This is a genomic window from Streptomyces canus 299MFChir4.1 (assembly GCF_000383615.1).
Taxonomy (GTDB): domain Bacteria; phylum Actinomycetota; class Actinomycetes; order Streptomycetales; family Streptomycetaceae; genus Streptomyces; species Streptomyces canus_C.
In genome coordinates this window covers 353,359-380,115 of the sequence record NZ_KB911588.1, presented here as the reverse complement: position 1 = coordinate 380,115, position 26,757 = coordinate 353,359, and the positions used below count along the sequence as shown (strand labels likewise).

Below are 26,757 nucleotides of genomic sequence, written 5' to 3'. Positions count from 1 at the left end.
ACCGGTAGCCTTGGCCGCGTGATTGACCTTCGCCTGCTCCGTGAGGACCCCGACCGAGTGCGCGCCTCCCAGCGCGCCCGTGGAGAGGACGTCGCCCTCGTCGACGCCCTCCTGTCTGCCGACGAGCGGCGCAGGTCGTCCGGCGTCCGCTTCGACGAGCTGCGATCCGAGCAGAAGTCGCTCGGCAAGCTCATCCCCAAGGCCACTCCGGAGGAGCGCGCCGAGCTGCTCCAGAAGGCGGAGCAGCTCAAGGCCGACGTCAAAGCCGCCGAGGCAGCGCAGAACGACGCCGACGAGGAGACCAAGCGCCTCGCCCTGCAGCTCGGCAACCTCGTCCACCCCGACGTCCCCGTCGGCGGCGAGGAGGACTTCGTCGTCCTGGAGACGCACGGCACCATCCGCGACTTCGGCGCCGAGGGCTTCGAGCCCAAGGACCACCTGGAGCTCGGCGAGGCGCTGGGCGCCATCGACGTCGAGCGCGGTGCCAAGGTGTCCGGCTCGCGCTTCTACTACCTGACCGGTGTCGGCGCGCTCCTGGAGCTCGCCCTGGTCAACGCGGCGATCGCGCAGGCCACCGAGGCCGGCTTCACCCCGATGCTCACCCCCGCGCTGGTCCGCCCGCGCGCCATGGAGGGCACCGGCTTCCTCGGCCAGGCCGCGGAGAACGTCTACCACCTCGAGAAGGACGACTACTACCTGGTCGGCACCTCCGAGGTCCCGCTCGCCGCGTACCACATGGACGAGATCCTGGACGCCGACAAGCTGCCGCTGCGCTACGCCGGCTTCTCGCCGTGCTTCCGCCGCGAGGCCGGCACCTACGGCAAGGACACCCGGGGCATCTTCCGCGTGCACCAGTTCGACAAGGTCGAGATGTTCTCGTACGTCGCCCCCGAGGACGCGGAGAACGAGCACAAGCGGCTCCTGGACTGGGAGAAGCAGTGGCTGACCGGTCTTGAACTGCCGTTCCAGGTCATCGACGTGGCCTCGGGCGACCTCGGCTCCTCGGCCTCCCGCAAGTACGACTGCGAGGCGTGGATCCCGACCCAGGGCAAGTACCGCGAGCTGACCTCGGCCTCCAACTGCGACGGCTTCCAGGCCCGCCGCCTGTCCGTGCGCATGCGTGACGGCAAGAAGGTCCAGCCGCTGGCCACGCTCAACGGCACGCTGTGCGCCGTACCGCGCACCATCGTGGCGATCCTGGAGAACCACCAGCTGGCCGACGGTTCGGTGCGGGTGCCCGAGGTGCTGCGTCCGTACCTGGGCGGCCGGGAGCTGCTGGAGCCGGTCGCCAAGTGAGCCGGCCCTTTCCGTACCGGCTGATCGCGACCGACCTCGACGGGACGCTCCTGCGCTCCGACGAGTCGGTCTCGCAGCGCACCCGTGACGCGCTCGCCGCGGCCACCGCGGCGGGCGCCGCCCACATCGTCGTGACCGGACGCGGCGTCCCGTGGACCCGGCACATCCTCGACGACCTCGGCTACGACGGTCTCGCGGTCTGCGGCCAGGGCGCGCAGGTGTACCACGCCGGCGAGCACCGTCTGCTGACCTCGGTGACGCTGGACCGGCAGCTGGCCGGGGTGGCCCTCGCGAAGATCGAGGCGGAGGTCGGCCCGCTGTACCTGGCGGCCAGCCGTGACGGCCTCGACGGCGACGTGCTGGTCGGGCCGGGGTACGCGGTGACGGGCGCTCTGCCGTCGACGCCGTTCACGGACGCGTCGGATCTGTGGGCCGCCCCGCTGAACAAGATCTACATACAGCATCCGAAGCTGTCGGACGACGAGCTGGCCGAGGCGGCCCAGCGGGCCGCGGGCGGCTTCGTCACGGTCGCCATGTCGGGAGAGGGCATCGTCGAACTGCTCCCGCTGGGTCTGTCCAAGGCCACGGGCCTGTCCTTGGCCGCCCGCCGCCTGGGACTGAAGGCAGCGGACACGATCGCCTTCGGCGACATGCCCAACGACATCCCGATGTTCGCCTGGGCCTCGTACGCCGTGGCCATGGCGGACGCGCACGAGGAACTCAAGGCGGTGGCCGACGAGGTGACGTCCTCCAACGAGGAGGACGGAATCGCGGTGGTACTGGAACGACTGCTCGGCTGACGCCAAGCCCTTCTTGCTGGAGCACCTCGCCGGGAAGCCCCGGTCTAGTCCCAGTGACAACGTCTCGCGGAGGATGCACGAATCGAACGTGCGCGGGCTTTCCAGCCCGACCACGGCTTAGCAAGCCGGTGCCTTACCTCTCGGCCAATCCTCCGGGTGGGCGGCCTCACGCGAGAGCGACGTCGCGTGCTCGAAGCGGCCGCCCCGGGCGGTTCCTGCGGGTGGACTCCACGGTGGCGTAACTACACCGGAGTCCTCCGCGGGCTGCCCTGACGGGAGCTGGACGTACTGTCGTGCAGGGACATCGTCCGGCTCCTCTCCCAGAACGTGGCGCCGGTATGTCGTCCGGCGATGTGGACACAACCACTGTGCCTGTACGACCAGTTGGGCGCCACCGATTAAATGCGGCCGTGTGTTCGAGGCTACCGGCGCCGCCACCGCCGTCGGCGCTTGCTGAAGAACCACCCGGCGGGCGGCTCGTCGGAGCGCCAGGGCTGCGGTTCGGGCTCCTCGTCACGCCAGCGCGCCGCCAGCATCCGGGCACGGGCAGACGGCTCGGTCGTCCCCGCGGACCGTATGAAGTCCTCGTCCAGAACGAGGTCGTCCCAGTCGTCCGCCATGCCCGTCCCCTTCGACTCGCAGCCGAACGTTCCCCTTTGTCCAGTCTGCCCGGACAACGGTGAAGTCCCTGTCAGTAAGCGGGACATCAGTGGTACGTCAGGGGCGCCTACTCCTCGCCGGCCAGCGTCAGCGACCGCAGCTTCTGTCCCGCGTACCAGGTCGCGAGGACGGTCACCACGACCAGCAGCACCGTGGCCGTCGGCAGTCCGACGTCCGAGGTGACCAGGTCCCCGCCCGCGACCTTGTGGGCCACGGCCAGCGACCACTGCTGGACGCTCAGGGTCCTCGCGCCGGCGACCAGGGAGCCGAACAGGGCCTCCCAGACCAGCGCGTAGACCAGACCGAAGACCACCGCGTGCCGGGACACCGTGCCCAGCAGCAGGAAGAGCGCCGCGTAGGCGATCGAGGAGACCAGCGCCGCCACCGTGTAGGCGACGGCGATCTGCTGGCCGTTGCCGTTGAGGATGAAGCCCGCGATCAGCGTCGGCAGGGCCGAGAACACCATCGTCACGGCGATCGCCACGATCAGCTTGGTGAAGATGATCGTCGGCCGCTTGAGCGGCTTGGACAGCAGGTACACCACCGAGCCGTCGTCGATCTCCGGGCCGATCGCGCCGGTGCCCGCGATGACGCCGATGATCGGCACCATGGTGGCGAGCGCGAGCCCGCCCAGCAGGTCGGAGGCGGTCTGGTCGTCGGCGCCGACCAGGGCGCGCACGATCACGGAGATCACGATCAGCAGCAGGGGCAGGGCGCCCAGGATGAGGGCCCGGCGGCGGCCGAGCAGGGCCCGGTAGGTGAGTCGGGCGACTGTGGGGTCGTACATCTTTGGGCCTCCTACGCCGCGACGAGATACGAGAAGACGGACTCGAGGGACTCGTCGGAGGGCGAGACCGTGAGCAGCCGGATACCGTGGTCGCGCGCGACCTTGGGCAACAGCGCGGTGAAACGGCCGAAGTCGACGGCCTGGATGCGCAACGCGCCCTCCGCCAGGTCGACTTCGATGCCCGACGTCGACGGGTCGGCGATCAGCGCGGCCGCGAGGGCCCGGTCGTCGCTGGAACGCACCAGGTAGCGGTGCGGACGGTCGGTCATCAGACGGCGGATCTTGCGGAAGTCACCACTGGCCGCGTGCCGGCCCGCGACGACCACCTCGATGTGCCAGGCGAGCTGCTCGACCTCTTCGAGGATGTGCGAGGAGAACAGCACGGTGCGGCCCTCGTCGCCCATGCGCCGCAGCAGGTCCATGAGCTGCATCCGCTGACGGGGGTCCATGCCGTTGAAGGGCTCGTCGAGCAGGAGCAGCGAGGGGTCGTGGACGAGCGCGCTCGCCATCTTCACGCGCTGGCGCATGCCCTTGGAGTACGTCGAGATCTTGCGGTCCTGCGCGTACTCCATCTCGACCGTGGCCAGCGCCTGCTGGGCCGCCTTGGCACCGAGGCCGTGCAGCTCGGCGTTGGCGACGACGAATTCGCGGCCGGTGAGGAAGTCGTACATCGCCTCGCGCTCGGGGACGATGCCGATGTGCCGGTAGATGGCCTCGTTGCGCCACACCTGCTGTCCGTCGAGGGTGACGGTGCCGGTGGAGGGGGCGAGGAAGCCGCCCATCATGTTGATGAGGGTGGATTTTCCGGCGCCGTTGGGGCCCAGGAGGCCGGTGACGCCGGGGCCGATCGTCATGGTGATGTCGTTGACGGCGACCACGTTGCCGAACCAGCGGGAGACATGGTCGATCTGGAGCGTGGTCACAGTCCCACCTTCTTGTAGCGGCGCATCAGGAGGCCGTAGCACGCGGCGATCAGGCCGAGGACGGCCAGGACGTAGACCACGCCCTCGCCGTTCGACGGGCCGACCGCTCCCGGGAACGCCGAGTTCGCGCCGAGGAACGCCGACTGCAGTCCGTCGATGAGCGTGACCGGCGAGAACAGGCCGATCCACGGGACGGCACTGGAGCTGCCCTGGGCGTCGGCGATGGCCTGGAGGGTGGAGACCGCGCCGTAGGAGATGGTCATGACGGCGATCACGGCCGCGATGCCGAAGCCGCGGCGCGGAGTGACCGACGCGATCACCAGGCCGATACCGGCGAAGAGGAGCGAGAGCAGCGCCACGGAGACGAGTCCCTGCCCGAACCCCTTGGTCTGGTCGGCAAAATCCAGCTTGGCCAGGAGCGCGCCCACATAGAGCACGATCAGCGGGGCGGCGGTCAGGATGAACATCGCCGAAGCCAGCGCCGCGTACTTGGCGCGTACGTAGTCCGCCGTCTCGATGGGCCGCGAGAAGTACAGCGGCACGGTCTTGAAGCGCAGGTCGCGCGAGACGGACTGGGGTGCCTGCGAGGCGACGTACAAGCTGATGACGGCCTGCATGATGATCGCGTAGCGCGTGTAGTCGACGGGCAGGTCCTTCGCCTTCGTGGCGACCGCGACGGCCACCATGATGGCCGCGGGCACGCACATCACGACGAACAGCAGCATCGGCAGCACCTTGGACTTCACCGAGCGGCCGAGGCCGTAGGCGCCGCGCAGGGACTGCGAGTACAGCGAGCGGGTGGCGTAGGAACGGCCGAGGCGGGGCCCGTCGTAGGTGCGGTAGCCGATGTTGTGGATGCGGGTCTGGTCACCCGAGGGGACGGTGACCGGGTGCTCAACTGCCATGGCCGACGGCCTCCTTCCGCTGCTCGTCCTCGTTCGTGAAGACTTCCGAGATGTGGTGCCTGCGCTGCTCCATGCGGACCAGGCCGAGGCCGAGGTCGGCGACGACGTCCCGGACGACGTCGTAGGTCTCCTCGCCCTGTGCGGTCAGCAGCAGGATGTGGCCGGCGCCCGGCAGCCCGCTCTGGGAGTCGAGGACCTCCACCCCGCGCGCGTGCAGCGCCTCGCGCACCGCGCGGGTGCCGTCCGGGTGCGCGTCGGTGTCGGTGACCTCGACCGCGAGGGTCGCCGTGGTCTGGGTGAAGTCGGTGGTGGAGCTGGAACGCAGGAGCTTGCCGCCGTCGATGACGACGACGTGGTCGCAGGTGCGCTCCAGCTCGCCCAGCAGGTGCGAGGTGACCAGGACCGAGATGCCGAAGTCGGTGTAGATGCGGCGGATCAGGCCCAGCATGTCGTCGCGGCCGACCGGGTCCAGGCCGTTGGTCGGCTCGTCGAGGAAGACCAGCTGCGGGTCGTGCACCAGGGCCTGGGCGAGCTTCACGCGCTGCTTCATGCCGGTGGAGTAGCCGCCGATGGGGCGGTAGCGCTCCTCGTACAGGCCGACATGGCGCAGGGTGTCCGCGGTGCGCTCCCGCGCGGCGGTGGGCGGCAGGCCGGACATGCGGGCCATGTGCACGACGAACTCGGTGGCCGAGACGTCGGGCGGCAGGCAGTCGTGCTCCGGCATGTAGCCGACCCGCTCACGGATGGCGGCGCCCTCGGTCGCGACGTCGAGCCCGAGCACTTCGGCACGGCCCTCGGACGCGGGGGACAGACCCAGCAGGATCTTGATCATGGTGGACTTGCCGGCTCCGTTGGCGCCGACGAGTCCGGTAACACCGGGTCCGACGTCCAAGGAGAGCCGGTCAAGCGCGGTCACCCGGGGGAACCGCTTGCTCAGGCTTTCGGTCGCGATCACAGTCACATCCCCGACAGTAGTGACGCGGACCACTCCGGTCGTCACCCCGCAGAGCTGCATCGGCATCAGACTCCAGAGGTACGGGCACCTAGGGGTCACCCTGAGGTCCCACAACGCGGCCCCCGTTTTCCACATCGCCGGGTTTTTCCACAGCCGATCCGGGCCCTATTGACGCAACCTCCCATGACTGTCACATTCGCCAGTGTCACGTTACGGGCACGTACCGCAGTCGACGGGGACGAGGCGGCATGACCACAGCAGTGAACAGCGAACTCTCCACCCGGTTGCGGGGATTCAGGCAGGTCCAGCGACTCGCCTACGACTGCGCGGAGGCGGTCGCGGCCCGCCTGGAGCCCGGCGTGAGCGAGCGGCAGGCCGCCCGGATGCAGCGCCAGTGGCTGCGGGAGCGGGGCGTACGGGACTGGTTCCACCTGCCCTTCGCCTGGTTCGGGGACCGCACGGCGTTCACGGGCTTCCGCGTTCCGCTCCAGTTCTTCCCCACCGACCGCCGCCTGGAGCCCGGGATGCCGTTCATCCTGGACATGGCCCCGGTGTACGAGGGCTACACCGCGGACATCGGCTACTCCGGCTCGCTCGGCATCAACCCCGTCCAGGACAGGCTGATGGCCGACCTGGAGGCGCACCGCGAGCTGATCCTGCGCGAGGTCCGTGAGCGGCGGTCCCTGCGCGAGATCTACGAGGATGTCGACCGACTCATGGTCCGCCAGGGATACGCCAACCGGCACCGCGCGTACCCCTTCGGCGTGATCGCCCACAAGGTCGACCGGGTCAAGCAACGCCGCTGGTCACCGCAGGTGTTCGGGTTCGGCACCCAGTCCCTGAAGGGACTGGCGGCCGACGCGCTGCACGGTCACCGGGAGGGCTGGTCGCCCCTGTGGTCGCCGTACCGCTTCTCCGACCACCCGCCGCAGCCGGGCCTGTGGGCGGTCGAACCCCACCTCGGATTCCGGGGCACGGGCGCCAAGTTCGAGGAGATCCTGGTCGTCACCGACTCCCGGGACCCCGAGCAGAGCGCCTTCTGGCTGGACGACGATCTGCCGCACGTGCGGCGCTGGGCGGAGGAGAAGTGACCTTGCTCGAAGACGCGCGCGAACGCCGGGTACGGACCGGCGGAGTCGACCTGTGCGTGGCCGAACTGGGCGACCCCGGACAGCCGACCGTGGTCCTGGTGCACGGCTACCCGGACAGCAAGGAGGTCTGGTCCGAGGTCGCCGCCCGCCTCGCCGACCGCTTCCACGTCGTCCTCTACGACGTCCGAGGCCACGGCCGCTCCACGGCACCCGAGCCGCTGCGCGGAGGGTTCACCCTGGAGAAGCTGACGGACGACTTCCTTGCCGTCGTGGACGCCGTCAGCCCGGACCGGCCCGTGCACCTGGTCGGACACGACTGGGGCTCGGTGCAGTCCTGGGAGTTCGTCACCGTCCCGCGCACCGAGGGCCGCATCGCCTCCTTCACCTCGATGTCCGGACCGTCCCTCGACCACTTCGGCCACTGGATCGCGGGCCGCCTCAGGCGCCCCACCCCCCGCCGCATCGGCCAGCTCCTCGGCCAGGGCGCGAAGTCCTGGTACGTGTACGCGCTGCACACCCCCGCCCTGCCCGAACTGGCCTGGCGAGGCCCGCTCGGCAAGGCCTGGCCGCGCATGCTGGAGCGCGTCGAGAAGGTCCCGGCCGACGGCTACCCGACCGCCTCGCTGCCCGCCGACGCGGCCCACGGCGCCTGGCTGTACCGGGACAACATCCGGTCCCGGCTGCGCCGCCCGCGCACCGACGCGTACGCACACGCGCCCGTGCAGCTCATCACGCCCCTGGGCGACGCGTTCCTCTCGGAGAAGCTCTACGACGGCCTGGAGCAGTGGGCACCCCGGCTGACCCGGCGCACCCTGCCCGCCAAGCACTGGATCCCCCGCTCCCGGCCCGACCAGCTGTCGGCGTGGATCACGGAGTTCGTGACGTCCGTCGAAGGCGGCCGGACCGCCGTGCGGGCGACCGGGAAGCACGCCGACCGGTTCGGCGGGCAGCTCGTCCTCGTCACCGGCGCGGGCAGCGGCATCGGACGGGCCACCGCCTTCGCCTTCGCCGAGGCCGGCGCGCGCGTGGTGGCCGTCGACCGGGACACCGAGTCCGCCGCCCGCACCGCCGAACTGTCCCGGCTGCTCGGCGCCCCCGAGGCCTGGGCGGAGACCGTCGACGTCTCCGACGAACAGGCCATGGAGAAGCTCGCCGCCAAGGTCGCCGCCGAGTACGGCGTGGTGGACGTCCTCGTCAACAACGCCGGCATCGGCATCGGCGGCTCCTTCCTCGACACCACCACCGAGGACTGGAAGAAGGTCCTCGACGTCAACCTGTGGGGTGTCATCCACGGCTGCCGGCTCTTCGGCAGGCAGATGGCCGACCGCGGCCAGGGCGGCCACATCGTCAACATCGCCTCGGCGGCCGCCTACCAGCCCTCCCGGGCGCTGTCCGCCTACGGCACCTCCAAGGCCGCCGTCCTCATGCTCAGCGAGAGCCTGCGCGCGGAACTGGCAGGCCGGGGGATCGGTGTCTCGGCGATCTGCCCCGGCTTCGTCAACACCGCCATCACCTCCACCGCGCGCTTCGCGGGCGTCGACGCCGACGAGGAGAAACGCCGCCAGAAGCGCACGGCCCGCCTCTACCGGCTGCGGAACTACCCGCCCGAGAAGGTCGCCGACGCGATTCTGAGAGCGGTCGTGCGCAACCAGGCCGTCGTGCCGGTCACCCCCGAGGCCCGCGGCGCGCACGCCCTGGCCCGGTGGGCGCCGAAGACACTGCGGGCGATCGCACGGCTGGAGCCGCCGAAGTGAGCCACGAGATCGCCCCGCGCCGGGTGGCCTTCGACTGGTCCCGCACTCCGCTGCACTGGATCCCCGGCGAGCCCACCGCCACCCACGTCATCAACGTCCTGCACCTACTGCTGCCGGCGGGGGAGCGCTGGTTCGTGAAGGTCTTCAAGGAGGCCCTGCCGCTGATCACCGACCCCGAACTCCGCGCCGACGTGAAGGGGTTCATGGGCCAGGAGGCCACGCACAGCGTCCAGCACACCCACGTACTGGACCACCTGGCGGCTCAGCGGCTCGACACCGCCGACTTCACCAAGTACGCCGACTTCCTCTTCGAGCGGCTGCTCGGCGAGCGTCCACCGCTCAACGCGCCCATTCCCGCGCGCGAGTGGCTGCGGTTCCGGTTGTCCGTCGTCGCCGCCGTCGAACAGTTCACGGCGGTGCTCGGCGACTGGGTCCTGGCCGCCGACGGCCTCGACCGGGCCGGCGCCGACGAGGTCATGCTCGACCTGCTCCGCTGGCACGGCGCCGAGGAGGTCGAACACCGCGCGGTCGCCTTCGACATGTACCAGCACTGCGGCGGCACCGGCACAGCCCGCTACGCCCGCCGGATCGCGGGCATGGCGGTGACGGCCCCGGTGATGCTGTACCTGTGGGTATGGGGGACGGCCTATCTGATGCGTCACGATCCACAGCCGACGGGACGGGCGCGCTACTCGCTCAAGGAGCACGAGCAGGCCGTACGAAAGGGCCTGCTGCCGCCCTGGCGAGAGCTGGGCGCGGCCGTACCGCGCTACCTCCGACGGTCCTACCACCCTTCTCGGGAAGGGTCGTCGAGCCGCGCGGCGGAGTACCTGAAGCGGTCACCGGCGGCGAGGGCGGCCTCGTGAGCGACACCCCCGCCTACCGGATCGAGGACCTCGCCCACCTCAGCGGCGCCACCGTCCGCACCATCCGCGCCTACCAGGACCGCAGACTGCTCCCCCGCCCCGAGCGCCGCGGCCGCGCCAACATCTACACCGACACCCACCTCGCCCGGCTGCGGCAGATCGCCGACCTCCTAGACCGCGGCTACGGCCTGGCCTCCATCAAGGAACTCCTGGAGGCATACGACTCCGGCCGCGGCCTCGGCGGGATCCTCGGTCTGGTCGCCGAGGTCGACGGCCCGTGGACCGACGAGGAGGCCGTCCGCATCTCCCGCGCCGACTTGGCCGCACGCTTCGGCGGCATCCCCGACGAGGCCGCGGTGGCCGAGGCGGTGGAACTCGGCGTGCTGGAGCCGGTACCCGGAGACGAGGGCTCCTTCCTCGTGCCGAGCCCCCAAGAGCTCGCCGTGGCGGTCGAGTTGCACGCGTCCGGAGTACCGCTCTCCGCGATCTCGGGCCACCTGCGGGAGTTGAGGGGGCAGGTCGAGCACATCGCCGCCCGTTTCCTGGAGTTCACCACCGAGCATGTCTTCGCCCGCTACCTGCAAGGACCGCACCCACCGACCGACGCGGACGCCACCGAAGCGGCCTCACTGGTACGACGGCTTCGGCCCCTCGCGCAGCACACCGTGGACGCCGAACTCGCGCGAGCGATGAGGTCGTTGGCGGCCCGGCAGCTGCGGCAGCACCTCGGGTCCGAGGAGACGCCGGACGAGCGTGGCGCGTCACGTTCCGTGGCCGTGCCCGAGGAGACGATGCGGGCGGTGGAGGGGCTTGTTGGGGCGGAGCGGGTGACGGAGTTCTTTGTGCTGGCGGCTGAACGGGAGGTGCGGGCAAGGAAGTTGGATGCGCTCACGTCAAGTGGGCGTCCCCCAGTCGATCTTGACGAAGAGGGCTGACATGACAGGGAGTTGTCCACAGAAACGCCAAGTAGCCTGTGGATAACTACAGTTGGTTGTGGATCAAACATCCGAGTCAAAATCATTCGCGTGATTCACGTCTCTCCCGGCACCCTGGCGGGATGAACGAGAACAGGCCACGCGAGTGGGACGAGAGACGTACCGTCAAGGTGTCGAAGTACCTCTCGAAGCATCTGCGCCACCAGCCCGAGCGCATCGGGCTCACGCTCGACGAGGCCGGCTGGGTCGAGATCGACATGCTGATCGCCGCTGCCACCGCGCACGGCTTCCGCTTCACCCGGGACGAGCTGGACCACGTGGTCGCCGCCAACGACAAACAGCGCTTCGCGATCGACGGCACCCGCATCCGCGCCAGCCAGGGCCACAGCATCGACGTCGACCTCGGCCTACCGGCGTCGACTCCGCCGCCGTACCTCTACCACGGCACCGTGGCCCGCTACCTGGACGCGATCCGCGCCGAGGGACTGCGTCCCATGAACCGTCACGATGTCCATCTGTCGGCCGACCGCGAGACCGCGACCCGGGTCGGAGCCCGCCGTGGGCGCCCCGTCGTGCTCTCCGTGGACGCGCAGGTCATGCACCGCGACGGCCACGTCTTCCACGTCAGCGCGAACGGGGTGTGGCTGACCCAGGCCGTGCCACCGCGATACCTGCGCCTGCCCGAGTCGCACTGAGCCCGGTGGGAGATGATCGACACCATGGACAACGGCAGGGACCACCTCCCCACCACCGAGGCCGCCGTCACCGCACTGCGCATCCTCGCCACCGAGTACGGCCTCGCCATCGAGGTGACCCACGACATCGGCGCCGACCAGACCTCACGCCGCAGCGCGGCAGGCGTCGGCGTCACCACCGACCCGGACGGCACCCTGCCCCACGAGGCCTACGTCGAGCTCGGCGGCCGGCCCCGGGTGGATGTGCGCCTGTTCCCGGACGACGACGCCCTGATCACCGTGGACGGAGTCGAGTGCCCCGACGTCGCCCGCGACGACGTCCCCGCCTTCCTCCGCGCCCTCTACGAAGGCCACGCCTGGGTGAAGGCGCGCCGCTTCCCGCCCGGCCACTTCCTGATGGTGCCGCTCCCGGGCGACCGCGTGCACAAGGAGTTCATCCTGGTCGGCCTCAGTTCCTGGCTCAGCGCCCGCACACAGTGACCGTGAGTCGCTGTTTCACGTGAAACACGGCCCGCCGCTTACGCTCGGACACATGAGTCTGCGCCTGAGCACCGTGATCCTCCCTCACCGCCGCTGGAACGAGGGGGGCCGCGAGACATGGCAGCGCGCGGAGCAACTCGGCTTCCACACCGGATACACCTACGACCACCTGTCCTGGCGCACCTTCCGCGACGGACCCTGGTTCGGAGCCGTGCCCACCCTGACAGGCGCCGCGGGCGTCACCGACCGGCTGCGCCTGGGCACCCTGGTGACCTCGCCGAACTTCCGGCACCCCGTGACCCTCGCCAAGGAACTGATCACCCTCGACGACATCTCCGGCGGCCGTGTCACCCTCGGCATCGGCGCGGGCGGCACCGGCTTCGACGCCACCGCGCTCGGCCAGGACCCGTGGACCCCGCGCGAGCGGGCCGACCGGCTCGCCGAGTTCGTCCCGCTGCTCGACCGCCTGCTCAGCGAGGACTCCGTGTCCTACGAGGGCGACTTCTACTCGGCGCACGAGGCCCGCAACATCCCCGGCTGCGTCCAGCGGCCCCGGCTGCCCTTCGCCGTGGCCGCCACCGGTCCGCGCGGCCTGAAGCTCGCCGCACGACACGGACAGGCATGGGTGACCACCGGAGACCCGAAGCTGTACGAGAACGGCACACCCGAGCAGTCCCGCCAGGCCCTCCGCGGTCAGGTCGACAAGCTCACCGATGCCTGCGCGGCACTCGGCCGGGACGTGCACACCCTGGACAAGATCCTGCTCACCGGTTTCACCCCGGACCGCGGGCACCCGCTGGGGTCCCTCGACGCGTTCGTCGACTTCGCCGGCCGCCACCGGGAACTCGGCTTCACGGAACTCGTGATCCACTGGCCGATCCCCGACTCGGTCTTCGCCGCCGACCAGAAGATCTTCGAGCAGATCGCCATGGAGGCACCGGCACAGCTGGGCTGAGACAGCGGCACCGGGAGGGTGGGGTCCGCCCCCGCGTCATCTATGTCTCACGTGTGCGGGCACCCGCACGGTCGTGCAGGCATATGCGGGAGAATGAGCGGGTGACCTCAGCGACTCGACAGCCCGAGACCCCGGCCGCCGGCATACCGCCGCGCCTGATCGCCACTGATCTCGACGGCACTCTGCTGCGCGACGACAAGTCGGTGTCCCCCCGCACGGTGGCAGCCCTCGCCGCCGCCGAAGAGGCCGGCATCGAGGTCTTCTTCGTCACCGGCCGCCCCGCCCGCTGGATGGATGTCGTCAGCGACCACGTCCACGGCCACGGCCTCGCCATCTGCGGCAACGGCGCCGCGGTGGTCGACCTGCACGGCGGCCCCGGTGCCCACCGGTTCGTGAAGGTACGCGAGCTGGCGCGGGAGAACGCCCTGGACGCCGTACGGCTGCTGCGGGAGGCGGCGCCCGGCACGGTGTACGCGGTGGAGCAGACGTACGGCTTCTACCAGGAACCCGACTATCCCAAGCTGCACATGGAGATCCCGGACAACCTCGCCCCCGCCGAGGAACTGCTGGCCGAGGACGGTCCCGGTGCCGCCGAGCCGGTGCTGAAGATCCTCGCCTACCACCCCTCGATCGACCCGGACGCCTTCCTCACGCTCTCCCGCATGGCCGTCGGTGACCGCGCCAACGTCACCCGGTCCAGCCCCAGCGCCCTGCTGGAGATCAGCGGCCCCGACGTCTCCAAGGCCAGCACACTCGCCCTGTGCTGCGCCGAGCGCGGGATCTCGCACGAGCAGGTCGTCGCCTTCGGGGACATGCCCAACGACGTGGAGATGCTGACCTGGGCGGGACAGTCGTACGCGATGGGCAACGCCCACCCCGACGTGATCGCGGCGGCCTCGGGCCGGACCGTCGCCAACAACGACGACGGGGTGGCCGTCGTGATCGAGCGGATGCTGGAGCGGCTATAGGGGGCGCGCGGCTCAGCCGACCGGTGCCCCTCGTGCCGCCAGCCACGGCACCGGGTCCACCGCCGAGCCCGCCTCGGGCGTGACCCGCACCTCGAAGTGCAGATGCGGGCCGGTGGAGTTGCCGCTCGTGCCCGACTGGCCGATCCACTGCCCGGCTGCGACGCTCTCCCCCTGGTCGACGGTGACGGCGGCCAGATGGGCGTACTGCGTGTCATAGCCGCCCGTGTGCTCGATCACGATCTCGATGCCGAAGGCGCCGCCGCAGGACACCTTCACCACCCGGCCCGCGCCCACCGCCCGCACCGGCGTCCCGATCGGCACCGCGAAGTCCTGCCCGGTGTGCCGGCTCGCCCAGTGCGACCCACCGCTGCCGAACCCGGCGGACAGCTCGTACGCCGCCACCGGAGTGACCCAGGCCTGCTCGACGGCCTGCTGCGGCTGGCCCAGGCGCACGGCACCCCGGCACGAACCGGCCGCCACCGAGGCGTCGGCCTGTCCCTGCAACTGCCCCCGGGCCTCTTCGAGCGTCCGCTCGATGTCCCGCTTCAGCGTGGCGAGTTCGGCACTGCGCCGCTCCATCCTCCGCCGGACCGCCGCGGCCTTCGCCTCGTCCGCCGCGAGCCGGGCCTCGGCCCGACGGCTCTTCTCGACCGCGTTGTCGACGGCCAGCGTCGTCCGGGAGAAGACGTGCTGACCTCTCATCAGTTCGGCGGGGTCGGTCGCGAAGATGATCTGCGCGGTGAGCGGAAGACCACCGCCGTCGCGGTACTGGGCCCGGGCGATACGTCCGAGGCCCTCGCGCAGAACGGCGATCTCCCGCCGCTCCCGGCCGAGCAGTTCCTCGAACCACTGCTCCCGCGCCCGCTGCGCCTCCGCCTCCTGGCGCCCCGCCTCGTACCGGCCGGTAGCCAGCGCCGCGTCCTGGTACAGCCGCACCACCTGCGCGCTGATCCCCGAGTCACCGTCCTCGCGGCGGCCCACACCGGCGGCGGCGTCCGTGGGGCGAGCCACCAGCACCGCCAACGCACACAGCAGAGCCGGAACGAGCAGCGGATGACGGCGAGGTGATCGCATGTCAGCGATCCTGTCGCGGGCACCTGGCCCCGGTCCTGTTCAAGGCGTACGGCTGGGGGACACGTTGCTGCGGACGGGTCAGTGCGCGGCCACCAGCAGCTCCGACTCCGCCTCCCGCTCGGCCATCCTCCGCAGGGGCCCCTCCACACCCGTCAACTCCGCGTAGGAACCACGCTGCACGATCCGTCCCTCGTCGAGCACGACCACTTCGTCGACCGACTCGAGCCCGGCCAGGCGGTGGGTGATGAGGAGGGTCGTACGGCCCTCGGTGGCGGCCAGCAGATCGGTGGTGAGCGCGTCGGCGGTGGGCAGGTCGAGATGCTCGGCGGGCTCGTCCAGCACGAGGACCGGGAAGTCGGCGAGCAGCGCCCGGGCCAGCGCGAGCCGCTGGCGCTGACCTCCGGACAGCCACGCCCCGTGCTCTCCGACCAGCGTGTCGAGCCCGGCAGGCAGGCTTTCGGCCCAGTCGAGCAGGCGGGCCCGCCGCAACGCGTCCCGCAACTCCTCCTCTGTCGCGTCCTTCTTGGCCAGGAGCAGGTTCTCGCGCACCGAACTGTCGAAGAGGTGCGCGTCCTGCGCACACAGCCCCACCAGCCGCCGTACGTCGTCGCCGCGCAGCCGGTAGGCGTCCACTCCGCCCAAGGTGTAGGTGCCGGCGCCCGCGTCCAGGAAGCGGAGCAGCACCTGCGCGAGCGTTGTCTTGCCGGAGCCGGAGGCACCGACCACGGCGATCCTCCGGCCCTCGGCGAGGGTCAGGTCGAGGCCCGCGAGCGCGTCCCGGTCCTGGCCCTCGTGCCGGGTGGTCAGCCCTCTGAGGACGACCGGGAACGGCGAGGCGGGCGCCTGCCGAGCGTGCTCCGGCTCCCGTACCGGCTCGGGCGCGTCCAGCACCTCGTGGACGCGCTCCGCGCTCCTGCGCACCCGCTGGCGGTACTGCACGGCGAGCGGCAGCCCGAGGACGGCCTCGAAGGCGGCCAGCGGAGTGAGCACGACAACGGCCATGGCGACCCCGCCGAGCCGCCCGAAGGCGACCGCCTGAGCGCCGACCAGGGCGGTTGCGGTGACGGTCAGGCCACAGATCAGGGCGGTGAGGCCGTCACCGAGTGCGGTGGCGGTGGCGGCGCGCGAGGCGATCCGGGTGAGGACGCCGTCGGCCCGCCGTGCCTCGGCGGTACGGGCAGGAAGGGCACCGGCGACGGTCAACTCCGCGGTCCCGGTGAGGAGATCGGTCACGCGGGTCGACAGTGCCCCACGGGCGGGGGCGAGCCTGCGCTCGGCCCGGCGCGCCACGGTCCCCGTGATGAGCGGGACACCGACACCGGCGGCCAGCAGGCCCGCGGCCAGCACGGCACCGGCCTCCGGCAGCAACCAGGCCGTGAAGCCCACGGAAGCCGCGGACACCACGACGGCCGCACCGGCCGGCAGCAACCAGCGCAGCCAGTAGTCCTGGAGGGTGTCCACGTCGGAGACGAGCCGCGAGAGCAGATCACCACGGCGGGCCGTGCGCAGACCGGCGGGCGCCAGCCGTTCCAGACGCCGGTACACGGCGACCCGGGTGTCGGCGAGCATGCGCAGCACGGCGTCGTGCGACACCAGCCGCTCCGCGTACCGGAACACGGCCCGCCCGATCCCGAAGGCACGGGTCGCCGTCACAGCCACCATCAGATACAGCACGGGCGGCTGCTGCGAGGCCCGCGAGATCAGCCACCCGGAGGTGGCCATCAGTCCCACGGCGCAGCCGAGCGCGAGACTGCCGAGCAGCAGCGCGAGCACGAGCCGGCCTCGTCGGGGGCCGGACATGGCGCGGACGCGGGCGAGAACACCGCGCGCCCGTGTCGGCACCTCACTCGTCCCGGGCTCGGCCGAAGCCGGGCCGCCGTCCTCGACCGTGTGTGCCGTGGACGTGCTGGCCACGCCGCCCACCGGAGCCGGTGCCGCAGGCTCCGCCAGCCGCACGACCCGGTCCGCCACCCCGAGCAACGCCGGTCGGTGCACCACCAGCAGGACCGTCCGCCCGGCCGCCAGCCGCCGTACCGCCGCCACGACCTCCGCCTCGGTGGCTCCGTCGAGCGCGGCCGTCGGTTCGTCGAGGAGCAGTACCGGCCGGTCCGCGAGGAACGCCCGGGCCAGCGAGAGCCGTTGCCGCTGCCCGGCGGACAGCCCGGCACCGTCCTCGCCGAGCGCGGTGTCGGCCCCCAGGGGAAGGGCGTCGACGAACTCCAGGGCCCCCGCGTCCCCCAATGCCCGCCGTACCGCGGCTTCCTCGGCGTCGGGCCGGGCCAGCCGTACGTTCTCGGCGATCGTCCCGGCGAACAGCTGCGGCCGCTGCGGCACCCACGCGACGCGTGACCGCCACTCCTCCAGGTCGACCTCGGCGAGATCGGCTCCCCCGATCCTCACCCGCCCCCCGGCCGGCCGCACGAACCCCAGCAGGACGTTCAGCAGCGTCGACTTGCCCGCCCCGCTGGGCCCGACCAGCGCGACCGTCTCCCCGGGCGCGACCTCGAAGGACACGTCCGTGACGGCGTCCCCCGAGCGCCCGGGGTACCTGACCGTGACCCGCTCGAAGGCCAGCGCACCGGCCGGTACCGCAGCGGTGCCCGATGCCGGTACCGGAGTCTCCAGGACCGTGAAGATCTCTTCGGCGGCCGCCAGTCCCTCCGCCGCCGCGTGATACTGCGCCCCCACCTGCCGCAGCGGCAGATACGCCTCGGGGGCCAGGATGAGGATGACCAGGCCGTCGTACAGGTTCATCTCGCCGTGGACGAGACGCATCCCGATCGTCACGGCGACCAGCGCCACCGAGAGCGTCGAGAGCAGCTCCAGGGCGAAGGAGGAGATGAAGGCGATCCGCAGCGTCCGCATGGTCGCCTGCCGGTACTCGCCGGTGATGCGCCGGATCGACTCGGCCTGTGCTTTGGCCCGGCCGAACACCTTCAGGGTGGGCAGACCCGCGACGACGTCCAGGAAGTGCCCCGACAGCCGGGACAGCAGCCGCCACTGACGGTCCATCCGGGACTGCGTGGCCCAGCCGATCAGCACCATGAAGACCGGGATGAGGGGAAGCGTCCCGACGATGATGGCCGCGGAGACCCAGTCCTCGGTCACGATCCGCGCCAGCACCGCCACCGGCACGACCACCGCAAGGCCCAACTGCGGGAGATAGCGAGAGAAGTAGTCGTCGAGGGCGTCGACCCCCCTGGTGGCGAGGGCGACCAGGGAACCCGTCCGCTGCCCGCTCAGCCACCCGGGCCCCAGTGCCGTGGCCCGTTCCAGCAGCCTCCCCCGCAGCTCCGACTTCACTGCCGCGCTCGCCCGGTGTGCGGCGAGCTCGGTGAGCCAGGAGACGAGTCCACGGCCGACCGCGACGGCCGCCAACAGCGCCAGGGGAGTGCGGAGTTCAGCAACCGCGAGACCGTGCTGGAACGCGCCGACCACGATCTCGGCGATGAGCATCGCCTGGGCGATGACCAGCAGGGCCCCGAGACCGCCCAGACCGACCACGGCCACCAGGAAGAGGCGGGTGGCCCGGGCGTATCGGAGCAGACGCGGGTCGATCGGTTTCACGTGAAACACACCCTCTTCTCAAGGGGCATGTTTCACGTGAAACATGCCCCATATCGGGCTCAGTGGGCGGCTTCGGCGATGTGCTGCGTGCCGATCCGCTTGCGGAACACCCAGTAGGTCCAGCCCTGGTAGAGCAGGACGACCGGTGTGGCGATCCCCGCGCACCAGGTCATGATCTTCAGGGTGTACGGGCTCGACGAGGCGTTGGTGACCGTCAGACTCCAGTCCGCGTTGAGCGAGGACGGCATGACGTTCGGGAAGAGCGTCAGGAAGAGCATGGCCACGGCGGCCACGATGGTGACGCCCGACAGCGCGAACGACCAGCCCTCACGCCCCGCCTGGTTGGCCACCAGAGCGGCGACCAACGCCGCCACGGCCACCACCAGCGCGACCAGGCTCTTGGCGTCACCACTGTCGACCTGCGTCCAGAGCAGGAAGATCAGCGCCAGCGCGGCGGTGACGAGACCGACCCGGGTCGCCAGCTTCCGTGCCCGCTCCCGGATCTCCCCGACGGTCTTCAGGGCCGTGAACACCGTTCCGTGGAACGTGAACAGCGTCAGCGTCACCAGTCCACCGAGCAGGGCGTACGGGTTGAGTAGGTCCCAGAGGGTGCCGACGTACTCGAAGTGCTGGTCGATCTTCACCCCGTGCACGATGTTGCCGAAGGCCACGCCCCACAGGAACGCGGGGATGAGCGAGGTCCAGAAGATCGCGGTCTCCCAGTTGCGCTGCCAGTTCTCCTCGGGCCGCTTGGCCCGGTACTCGAAGGCGACCCCCCGGACGATCAGGCAGACCAGGATGACCAGCAGTGGCAGGTAGAAGCCGGAGAAGAGCGTGGCGTACCAGTCGGGAAAGGCGGCGAAGGTCGCGCCGCCCGCCGTCAGCAGCCACACCTCGTTGCCGTCCCACACAGGACCGATGGTGTTGATCAGGACGCGCTTCTCGGTCCGGTCACGGGCGAGCAGCTTGGTGAGGACGCCGACCCCGAAGTCGAAGCCCTCCAGGAAGAAGTAGCCGGTCCACAGGACGGCGATGAGCACGAACCAGACGTCGTGAAGTTCCATGACTCGATCTCCCTCGGCCTAGTACGAGAAGGCCATCGGCTTGTCGGCGTCACGCGGGTCGCCGCCGATCTTCGTGGGCGGGTTGAGGTCTGCCTCGGTGAGCTCGGGCGGGCCGGCCTTGACGTACTTCACGAGCAGCTTCACCTCGACGACGGCGAGGATGGCGTACAGCGCCGTGAAGACCAGCAGCGAGATGAGGACCTCGGCCTGGGAGACGCCGGGGGAGACCGCGTGCCGGGTCTGCAGGACGCCGTAGACGACCCACGGCTGGCGGCCCATCTCGGTGAAGATCCAGCCCCAGGAGTTGGCGATCAGGGGGAAACCCAGGGTCCAGATCGCCACGAGCCAGTAGAGCCTGCCGAGCTTGGGGCTGAGGGCCTTGTTCTTGAAGAGGACCAGATGCGGCACCTCGTCGTCGGCGACCCTCAGGTGCTGCGGGAGCATGAACTTCTTGCGGGTCAGCCAGAGTCCGGCGAGGCCGATGGCGAAGGACGCCATGCCGAAGCCGATCATCCAGCGGAAGGCCCAGAAGGTGACGGGGATGTTGGGCCGGTAGTCGCCCGGACCGTACTTCTGCTGCTCGGCCTTGTTGACGTCGTTGATACCGGGGACGTACGAGGTGAAGTCGTCGTCGGCGAGGAAGGACAGCAGGCCCGGGATCTCGATGGCCACGCTGTTGTGGCCCTTCTCCACGTCGCCGTAGGCGAAGATCGAGAAGGGTGCGGAGTCCTGGCCGTCCCACAGCGCCTCGGCCGCCGCCATCTTCATCGGCTGCTGCTTGAACATGACCTTGCCGAGCGTGTCACCGCTGATCGCGGTGAGCATGCCTGCAACGACCACGGTGATCAGGCCGAGGCGCAGCGAGGTCTTCATCACCGCGATGTGCCTCTTGCGGAACAGATGGAAGGCCGCGATGCCGACCATGAAGGCGCCACCGGTCAGGAAGGAGGCCGACATGGTGTGGAAGACCTGGGTGAGCGCGGTGTTCTGGGTCAGCACCGCCCAGAAGTCGGTGAGCTCGGCGCGGCCCCTCGCCTTGTTGATCCGGTAGCCGACGGGGTGCTGCATCCACGAGTTGGCCGCGAGGATGAAGTACGCCGACAGGATCGTGCCGATCGAGACCATCCAGATGCAGGCCAGGTGGATCTTCTTGGGCAGCTTGTCCCAGCCGAAGATCCACAGGCCGATGAAGGTGGACTCGAAGAAGAAGGCGATCAGGGCCTCGAAGGCGAGCGGGGCACCGAAGACGTCGCCGACGAACCGCGAGTAGTCGGACCAGTTCATGCCGAACTGGAACTCCTGGACGATGCCGGTGACCACACCCATCGCGATGTTGATCAGGAAGAGCTTGCCCCAGAACTTGGTGGCCCTGAGGTACTTCTCCTTCTCTGTACGCACCCAGGCGGTCTGGAGGCCTGCCGTGAGGGCGGCCAGGGAGATCGTCAGGGGGACGAACAGGAAGTGGTAGACGGTGGTGATGCCGAACTGCCAGCGCGCCAGGGTCTCCGGCGCCAGAGCCAGGTCCACGTCGCCGCTCCTTACCTCACAGGCTTGTGGAACAAATCCTTGCAAAGCGAAGCGCTTGTGAAAGCGTTCACATTCACAAGCAATTATGACGCATGGCGGTTCGACACGTGATGGGTGGGGGGTCCCTGAGTGGGTCCGATAGGTCACATCTGAAGGGGCCCGTTCGGCCCCTGGCGCGCGGGGCCCGGGGTTTCACGTGAAACCCCGGGCCCGCAGACTCGGCGCGTCGCGTCACAGCTCCTTGCGAAAGCCCTCCGCCACCTTGAGGAAGATGTCGTTCGCCTCGGCCTCCCCGACCGTCACGCGCACACCCTCTCCCGCGAAGGGCCGTACGACCACACCGTGCTGCTCGCACGCCGCCGCGAAGTCGACGGTGCGCTCCCCCAGCCGCAGCCAGACGAAGTTGGCCTGGGTCTCGGGCACCGTCCAGCCCTGGGCCCGCAGCCCCTCCACCACACGGTTGCGCTCACAGACCAGCGAGCCGACCCGGCCGAGCAGTTCGTCCTCGGCCCGCAGCGAGGCGATCGCCGCGTCCTGGGCGAGCTGGCTCACTCCGAAGGGCACCGCCGTCTTGCGCAGCGCCGCGGCCACCGGCTCATGGGCGATCGCGAAGCCGACCCTGAGGCCCGCGAGGCCGTACGCCTTGGAGAAGGTGCGCAGCACACAGACGTTGGGCCGCGTGCGGTACAGCTCCACACCGTCCGGCACCTCAAGATCGCGGATGAACTCGCGGTAGGCCTCGTCCAGCACCACCAGCACGTCACTCGGCACCCGGTCGAGGAAGCGTTCCAGCTCGGCACGCTTCACGACCGTGCCCGTCGGGTTGTTGGGGTTGCAGACGAAGATCAACCGGGTCCGTTCGGTGATCGCGTCGGCCATGGCGTCCAGGTCGTGCACATCACCCGCCGTCAGCGGTACCCGCACCGAGGTCGCGCCGCTGATCTGCGTGATGATCGGGTACGCCTCGAAGGACCGCCAGGCGTAGATGACCTCGTCGCCCGGTCCCGAGGTCGCCTGGATCAGCTGCTGGGCGACGCCGACCGAACCGGTGCCGGTGGCCAGGTGGGAGAGCGGGACGCCGAAGCGCTCGGACAGCTCGTTCATGAGGCCCGTGCAGGCCATGTCCGGGTAGCGGTTGAAGGAGGAGACCGCGGCCGTCACGGTCTCCAGCACGCCCGGCAGCGGCGGATAGGGGTTCTCGTTGGAGGACAGCTTGTAGGCCACCGAACCGTCGGCAGCTGCGGGCTTGCCCGGCCTGTACGTGGGGATACTCTCCAGCTCGGCGCGCAGCTTGGGGCTTGTCTCGCTCACCGCAGTCCTCCTCATGACCACCGACGCATGGCGGCCGACTCCGGCAGCCGGCTCCAATACTGCTCACCTTATGAGGATTGGGCCCTGCTGCGTACAGGTGAGAACCAACCTCATCAACCCCACAGGCATCAGGGGCATCACCGTACGAAGGCAGGCGAATCCGGGGGCGCGATCACATATATCTATGCGCCGGTGGCTCACGCCGTAGCGCGCATCACCCGTGCAGGTGAGTTGAGACCTCTTCGAAACATCGGGAACTTGGCAGGCTCATGCGTGCCGACAAGTTACGTAGTGCCATTGGATCGTGCAACTGGCTTTCTTTCATAGGCAGTTGGCACTAAATGACCTTGCAGAAACGTGCCTGTCAACGCGTGCATATGCGTCCGCCCTACCCCACCGCATGAGCCCTACTATCGGCTCGCCATGACAGCAGCAGGGAAGCACCAGGTGAGCCGCGCGGAAACCTCACGTCGAGGCAGTCGGCCGGGCCGGGCGGGCATCAGAGACGTGGCCGCCGCAGCCGGAGTCTCCATCACGACCGTCTCCGACGCCCTGAACGGCAAGGGCAGGCTCCCGGACGCCACCCGCCGCCATGTCAGGGAGGTCGCCGACCGGCTGGGCTACCGGCCCTCGGCCGCGGCCAGAACCCTCCGTACGGGCAAGTCGGGACTCATCGGCCTGACCGTGACGACGTACGGGGATGAACCTTTCACCTTCACCGAGTTCGCGTACTTCGCCGAGATGGCGCGGGCCGCCACCTCGGCCGCGCTCGCCCGCGGCTACGCCCTCGTCATCCTCCCGGCCACCTCGCGCCACGACGTGTGGTCGAACGTCGCCCTGGACGGCACCGTGGTCATCGACCCGTCCGACCAGGACCCGGTCGTCAGCGAGCTGGTCCGGCAGGGCCTGCCGGTGGTCTCCGACGGCCGCCCGGCCGGCGCGCTCCCGGTCACCGCCTGGGTCGACAACGACCACGAGGCCGCCGTCCTCGGCATCCTCGACCATCTCGCCGACGCCGGCGCCCGCCGCATCGGCCTGCTGACCGGGACGACGACGGACACGTACACCCATCTGTCGACCACCGCGTATCTGCGCTGGTGCGAGCGGGTGGGCCAGGATCCGGTCTACGAGGCCTACCCGGCGCACGATCCGTGCGCGGGCGCCGTCGCCGCCGACCGGCTGCTCGCCCGCCCGGACCGACCGGACGCCGTCTACGGCCTGTTCGACCCGAACGGCACCGACCTGCTGGCCGCCGCCCGCCGCTACGGGCTGCGCGTCCCGGACGACCTGCTGATCGTCTGCTGCAGCGAGTCCACCGTGTACGCCAGCACCGAGCCGCCCGTCACCACGCTCTCCCTCAAGCCCCGCCGCATCGGCACGGCCGTGATCCAGCTCCTCATCGACGCCATCGAAGGGGTCGAATCGGACCAACCGGTCGAGCAGGTGATACCGACGGAGCTGATCGTGCGCACCTCGTCCCAGCGGAGGGCCCCGCGCACGACGGTCAGCCCGCCGCGGTCGCCCGAGGAGCAGTAACCGCAGAGTGGCCGGGTGAGGGGCGAAGCCCGGCCCAATCGGGGCGAATGCCGCGGTGAACAGGAGTCTTGCTCCGATTCACCACCCCTGGGTCATCACACGGCGCGATCCGCATTCCTATGATGGGCCCACGACACCGCGGGCCGCTGCGACCAGGCAGTCCGAAGCGGTGCAGATGCGGCGCGATGGTGGAGGGGTCTGATGACTCAGGGGGCCGGTCAGGGACCCGAGGTGGAGCGCACGGCGGTGCTGCGCGACTTCCGGGTGCCCGCGTACGTCAACGAGACCGGTCCGTACGGCCACAGCACACACCCCGGCGACGTCGTCCCGGCCCACGAGGAGGCCTACCCGGAGGGGTACACCCCGACCGAGCAGGACCTGCCCGTCATCGACCACGGTGACGGGATCCAGACGGCCGCAGATCCCACCGAGCACGCGGAGGACGGCCCCGGCCCGCTGTACGTCGTCGGCGACGTCCACGGCTACCTCGACGAACTGATGGCCGCACTCCACGAGAAGGGCCTGGTCGACGACGCGGGCAACTGGAGCGCCGGCACCGCCCGGCTGTGGTTCCTCGGCGACTTCACCGACCGAGGACCCGACGGCATCGGCGTCATCGACCTCGTGATGCGGCTGTCCGCGGAGGCCGCCGCGGCCGGCGGCTACTGCAAGGCGCTCATGGGCAACCACGAGCTGCTGCTGCTCGGCGCCAAGCGGTTCGGCGACACCCCCGTCAACTCCGGCGCGGGCACCGCCACCTTCCAGGCGGCCTGGCTGCTCAACGGCGGACAGAAGACCGACATGGACCGCCTCCAGGACCACCACCTGCAGTGGATGGCCCGCCTCGACGCCGTCGAGGAGGTCGACGGCCATCTGCTCGTGCACTCCGACACCACCGCCTATCTCGACTACGGCGACTCGATCGAGGCGGTCAACGACACCGTCCGCGAGACCCTCACGCGCAATGACGCGGACGAGGTGTGGGACCTGTTCCGCAAACTCACCAAGCGTTTCTCCTTCCGCGACGAGGGCGGCGCCGACCATGTGCGGTCCCTGCTCGACACGTACGGCGGCACCCGCATCGTCCACGGCCACAGCCCGATCCCCTATCTGCTCGGCGAAGTGGGCTCCGAGGACGACAAGGAGGAATCCGGTCCGGTGGTCGAGGGACCGCACGTCTACGCCGACGGACTGGCCATCGCGATGGACGGCGGGGTGACCATGGCCGGAAAACTGCTGGTCCAGCAACTGCCCCTGGATATCTGAGCCTTCACAGGGCAGTCGTTCCCCCACGACGGAGTGACCGTCGACCGCGCAGGCCAGAGGCCAATTTCTGGAAACCCCCTGTCACCCTGTGCCGTGACCGCTCTACCATCTGCTTATCCGTAGCAGGCTCCCCTCCGTTTCTGCCCGACGGCTCGTTGGCATGCGAGCCCCAAGCCCTACGGAGCATCGGGGGATGCACATGAACAGCGTTCCGCAGCACCTGCACAGCGAGGACCGCCAGGAGTACGAGCGGATCCTCGATGAGGCGCTGCGCTCCGCACCACGCCGTCCCGAACTGGCCGCGGTCGGACAGCGGCTGAATCCCGAACAGCTGCGCACCATGGCGCTCAACGCCACCGCACTCATCACGGCGGCCGCGGCGACCGAGTACCAGCACTACGTGAAGGTCCGCGAGGAACAGCGCCGCCCGGCGACGCCGTCCACCCTGTCGTCCGTGCACGAACCCGGCCCGGCCGAGTCCGGCACGGGTGCGATGGGGCTCGCCACCACCATGGGAGAGGTCGCCGAGACCGCCGGTGCGGGCGCCGTCGCCGTCGCCGCCGTTCTGACGCCTGTCCTGGCCGGAATCGCCGCGGCGATCTTCCTGCTCGTGGGATACATCCTCCAGATGCTCAGCCCACCGCCGGCATTCGCCCACGCCATGATCACTATCGGCTGGGTGTTCGGAGCCCTGACCGCGGCCGCGATCCTGGTCGCCGCCGGCGGCCTGCTGATCACCGCCCTGCACAACCGGCCCTCGCCGGACGCGGAGTACGGCGAGCTGAGCGAGGAGGTGGCACGGGCCAGGGACGCCTGGCGCGAGGCCCTGCTGGAACGCGGCCTCCTCCCCTTCCTCGGAGAGGCCCTGGCCGACCCCGGCACCGCCGCACTGCACCACACGGCACCGCCCGCGCCGACCAGCAGGATGCCCAGCCTCGGCTACGACCGTCCGGGCTTCAGCAGCCCCGACGAGGGAGCCTCCGGTGCCCGCCCGAGCTTCACCAGCCCGGACTACACCAGCCCGGACTTCGGGGGGCCGGAGCACCAGCCGGAGTGACACCCGGCACAGCCCCTCGGCTTGCGCCCCCACCCCGGGGAGCGCAAGCCGAAGACCTGCCCGCGGACTGCCCGTCGACGGTCCGCCCGTCGATGGTCCGCCCGCGTCAGTCGGCGATCGGGAGGTACACCCGGTTGCCCGCCGCCGCGAACTCCTTCGACTTCTGGGCCATGCCCTCCTCGATCTCCTCCTGACTGTCGCCGTGGAGTCGGCGGATGTCCTGGGAGATCTTCATCGACGGCAGGATCAATCCACAGGTGGCCGACACCGGATCTCGCTTCTCGA

23 protein-coding genes, 1 tRNA gene and 1 pseudogene are annotated in these 26,757 nt (G+C 70.2%); 13 read left to right on the top strand and 12 right to left on the bottom strand.

Annotation, left to right across the window (positions count from 1 at the left end; translation table 11 throughout):
- Nucleotides 1–18 precede the first annotated feature (18 nt).
- Together serS and H293_RS0119640 are read left to right on the top strand one after the other, a co-directional pair.
- A complete protein-coding gene (gene serS / locus H293_RS0119645) occupies nt 19–1,296 on the top strand; it encodes a serine--tRNA ligase (RefSeq protein ID WP_028808012.1) in 1,278 nt (425 codons plus the stop codon).
- Nucleotides 1,293–2,096 carry an HAD family hydrolase gene (locus H293_RS0119640; RefSeq protein ID WP_020119558.1) on the top strand — a complete coding sequence of 268 codons (804 nt, stop codon included), beginning with the start codon at nt 1,293–1,295 and terminating at the stop codon, nt 2,094–2,096. The genes serS and H293_RS0119640 overlap by 4 nt, the downstream gene beginning before the upstream one ends.
- Nucleotides 2,097–2,163: 67 nt before the next feature.
- Here the strand turns inward: H293_RS0119640 and H293_RS0119635 are convergent.
- The 6 genes from H293_RS0119635 to H293_RS0119610 all read right to left on the bottom strand — a co-directional run bounded on the left by H293_RS0119635 (nt 2,164) and on the right by H293_RS0119610 (nt 6,326).
- Nucleotides 2,164–2,250: transfer RNA gene (locus H293_RS0119635), tRNA-Ser, on the bottom strand.
- A 268-nt stretch (nt 2,251–2,518) separates the two neighbouring features.
- A complete protein-coding gene (locus tag H293_RS0119630; protein ID WP_007383214.1) occupies nt 2,519–2,716 on the bottom strand; it encodes an SGM_3592 family protein in 198 nt (65 codons plus the stop codon).
- Between the two features lie 107 nt (nt 2,717–2,823).
- Nucleotides 2,824–3,543: an ABC transporter permease gene (locus H293_RS0119625; RefSeq protein WP_020119557.1), complete on the bottom strand. Its 720-nt coding sequence runs from the start codon at nt 3,541–3,543 to the stop codon at nt 2,824–2,826.
- Between the two features lie 11 nt (nt 3,544–3,554).
- Nucleotides 3,555–4,466 (bottom strand): ABC transporter ATP-binding protein, encoded by a 912-nt coding sequence (locus H293_RS0119620; protein ID WP_020119556.1) that lies wholly within the window; start codon nt 4,464–4,466, stop codon nt 3,555–3,557.
- Complete coding sequence (locus tag H293_RS0119615; protein ID WP_007383217.1) at nt 4,463–5,371, bottom strand: hypothetical protein; 909 nt, start codon at nt 5,369–5,371, stop codon at nt 4,463–4,465. Before H293_RS0119615 ends, H293_RS0119620 begins: the two co-directional genes overlap by 4 nt.
- Complete coding sequence (locus H293_RS0119610) at nt 5,361–6,326, bottom strand: ABC transporter ATP-binding protein (protein ID WP_028808011.1); 966 nt, start codon at nt 6,324–6,326, stop codon at nt 5,361–5,363. The genes H293_RS0119615 and H293_RS0119610 overlap by 11 nt, the downstream gene beginning before the upstream one ends.
- 248 nt (nt 6,327–6,574) lie before the next feature.
- On the opposite strand from H293_RS0119610, the gene H293_RS0119605 reads away from it, so the two are divergent.
- The 8 genes from H293_RS0119605 to H293_RS0119570 all read left to right on the top strand — a co-directional run bounded on the left by H293_RS0119605 (nt 6,575) and on the right by H293_RS0119570 (nt 14,070).
- Nucleotides 6,575–7,417 (top strand): M24 family metallopeptidase, encoded by an 843-nt coding sequence (locus H293_RS0119605; RefSeq protein ID WP_028808010.1) that lies wholly within the window; start codon nt 6,575–6,577, stop codon nt 7,415–7,417.
- Nucleotides 7,414–9,171 carry an SDR family oxidoreductase gene (locus H293_RS0119600; protein ID WP_020119553.1) on the top strand — a complete coding sequence of 586 codons (1,758 nt, stop codon included), beginning with the start codon at nt 7,414–7,416 and terminating at the stop codon, nt 9,169–9,171. The genes H293_RS0119605 and H293_RS0119600 overlap by 4 nt, the downstream gene beginning before the upstream one ends.
- Nucleotides 9,168–10,037 carry a metal-dependent hydrolase gene (locus H293_RS0119595; protein WP_020119552.1) on the top strand — a complete coding sequence of 290 codons (870 nt, stop codon included), beginning with the start codon at nt 9,168–9,170 and terminating at the stop codon, nt 10,035–10,037. Before H293_RS0119600 ends, H293_RS0119595 begins: the two co-directional genes overlap by 4 nt.
- On the top strand, nt 10,034–10,972 hold the full coding sequence (locus H293_RS0119590; protein WP_020119551.1) for a MerR family transcriptional regulator: 939 nt from the start codon (nt 10,034–10,036) through the stop codon (nt 10,970–10,972). The genes H293_RS0119595 and H293_RS0119590 overlap by 4 nt, the downstream gene beginning before the upstream one ends.
- A gap of 122 nt (nt 10,973–11,094) precedes the next feature.
- Nucleotides 11,095–11,667 (top strand): RNA 2'-phosphotransferase, encoded by a 573-nt coding sequence (locus H293_RS0119585; protein ID WP_020119550.1) that lies wholly within the window; start codon nt 11,095–11,097, stop codon nt 11,665–11,667.
- Nucleotides 11,668–11,691: 24 nt separating this feature from the next.
- Nucleotides 11,692–12,147, top strand: a complete 456-nt coding sequence (locus H293_RS0119580) for a hypothetical protein (RefSeq protein WP_028808009.1) — start codon at nt 11,692–11,694, stop codon at nt 12,145–12,147.
- Nucleotides 12,148–12,199: 52 nt separating this feature from the next.
- Entirely contained in the window at nt 12,200–13,102 is a 903-nt protein-coding gene (locus H293_RS0119575; protein ID WP_020119548.1) for an LLM class flavin-dependent oxidoreductase, read from the top strand.
- An 83-nt stretch (nt 13,103–13,185) separates the two neighbouring features.
- Nucleotides 13,186–14,070 carry an HAD family hydrolase gene (locus tag H293_RS0119570; protein ID WP_199790174.1) on the top strand — a complete coding sequence of 295 codons (885 nt, stop codon included), beginning with the start codon at nt 13,186–13,188 and terminating at the stop codon, nt 14,068–14,070.
- Between the two features lie 12 nt (nt 14,071–14,082).
- On the opposite strand, the gene H293_RS0119565 is transcribed toward H293_RS0119570, so the two are convergent.
- The 5 genes from H293_RS0119565 to hisC form a co-directional block, all read right to left on the bottom strand.
- A complete protein-coding gene (locus H293_RS0119565) occupies nt 14,083–15,144 on the bottom strand; it encodes a M23 family metallopeptidase (protein WP_028808008.1) in 1,062 nt (353 codons plus the stop codon).
- A 78-nt stretch (nt 15,145–15,222) separates the two neighbouring features.
- On the bottom strand, nt 15,223–18,711 hold the full coding sequence (gene cydD / locus H293_RS0119560; protein ID WP_020119545.1) for a thiol reductant ABC exporter subunit CydD: 3,489 nt from the start codon (nt 18,709–18,711) through the stop codon (nt 15,223–15,225).
- Between the two features lie 59 nt (nt 18,712–18,770).
- Nucleotides 18,771–19,775, bottom strand: a complete 1,005-nt coding sequence (gene cydB, locus H293_RS0119555) for a cytochrome d ubiquinol oxidase subunit II (protein ID WP_020119544.1) — start codon at nt 19,773–19,775, stop codon at nt 18,771–18,773.
- Nucleotides 19,776–19,793: 18 nt separating this feature from the next.
- Entirely contained in the window at nt 19,794–21,302 is a 1,509-nt protein-coding gene (locus H293_RS0119550; protein WP_020119543.1) for a cytochrome ubiquinol oxidase subunit I, read from the bottom strand.
- Nucleotides 21,303–21,533: 231 nt separating this feature from the next.
- Nucleotides 21,534–22,613 carry a histidinol-phosphate transaminase gene (gene hisC / locus H293_RS0119545; protein ID WP_020119542.1) on the bottom strand — a complete coding sequence of 360 codons (1,080 nt, stop codon included), beginning with the start codon at nt 22,611–22,613 and terminating at the stop codon, nt 21,534–21,536.
- A gap of 423 nt (nt 22,614–23,036) precedes the next feature.
- Here hisC and H293_RS0119540 point away from each other — a divergent pair, with 423 nt between their 5' ends.
- The 3 genes from H293_RS0119540 to H293_RS0119530 all read left to right on the top strand — a co-directional run bounded on the left by H293_RS0119540 (nt 23,037) and on the right by H293_RS0119530 (nt 26,472).
- On the top strand, nt 23,037–24,149 hold the full coding sequence (locus H293_RS0119540; RefSeq protein WP_007383231.1) for a LacI family DNA-binding transcriptional regulator: 1,113 nt from the start codon (nt 23,037–23,039) through the stop codon (nt 24,147–24,149).
- Nucleotides 24,150–24,350: 201 nt separating this feature from the next.
- Nucleotides 24,351–25,415, top strand: coding sequence for a metallophosphoesterase (locus H293_RS0119535; protein ID WP_020119540.1), 1,065 nt, complete (start codon nt 24,351–24,353; stop codon nt 25,413–25,415).
- Nucleotides 25,416–25,608: 193 nt separating this feature from the next.
- Complete coding sequence (locus H293_RS0119530) at nt 25,609–26,472, top strand: membrane protein (protein ID WP_020119539.1); 864 nt, start codon at nt 25,609–25,611, stop codon at nt 26,470–26,472.
- A 106-nt stretch (nt 26,473–26,578) separates the two neighbouring features.
- On the opposite strand, the pseudogene H293_RS0119525 reads toward H293_RS0119530, so the two are convergent.
- Nucleotides 26,579–26,728, bottom strand: a pseudogene (locus tag H293_RS0119525) (thiamine biosynthesis protein ThiC); the annotation flags it as partial.
- Nucleotides 26,729–26,757: the final 29 nt, after the last annotated feature.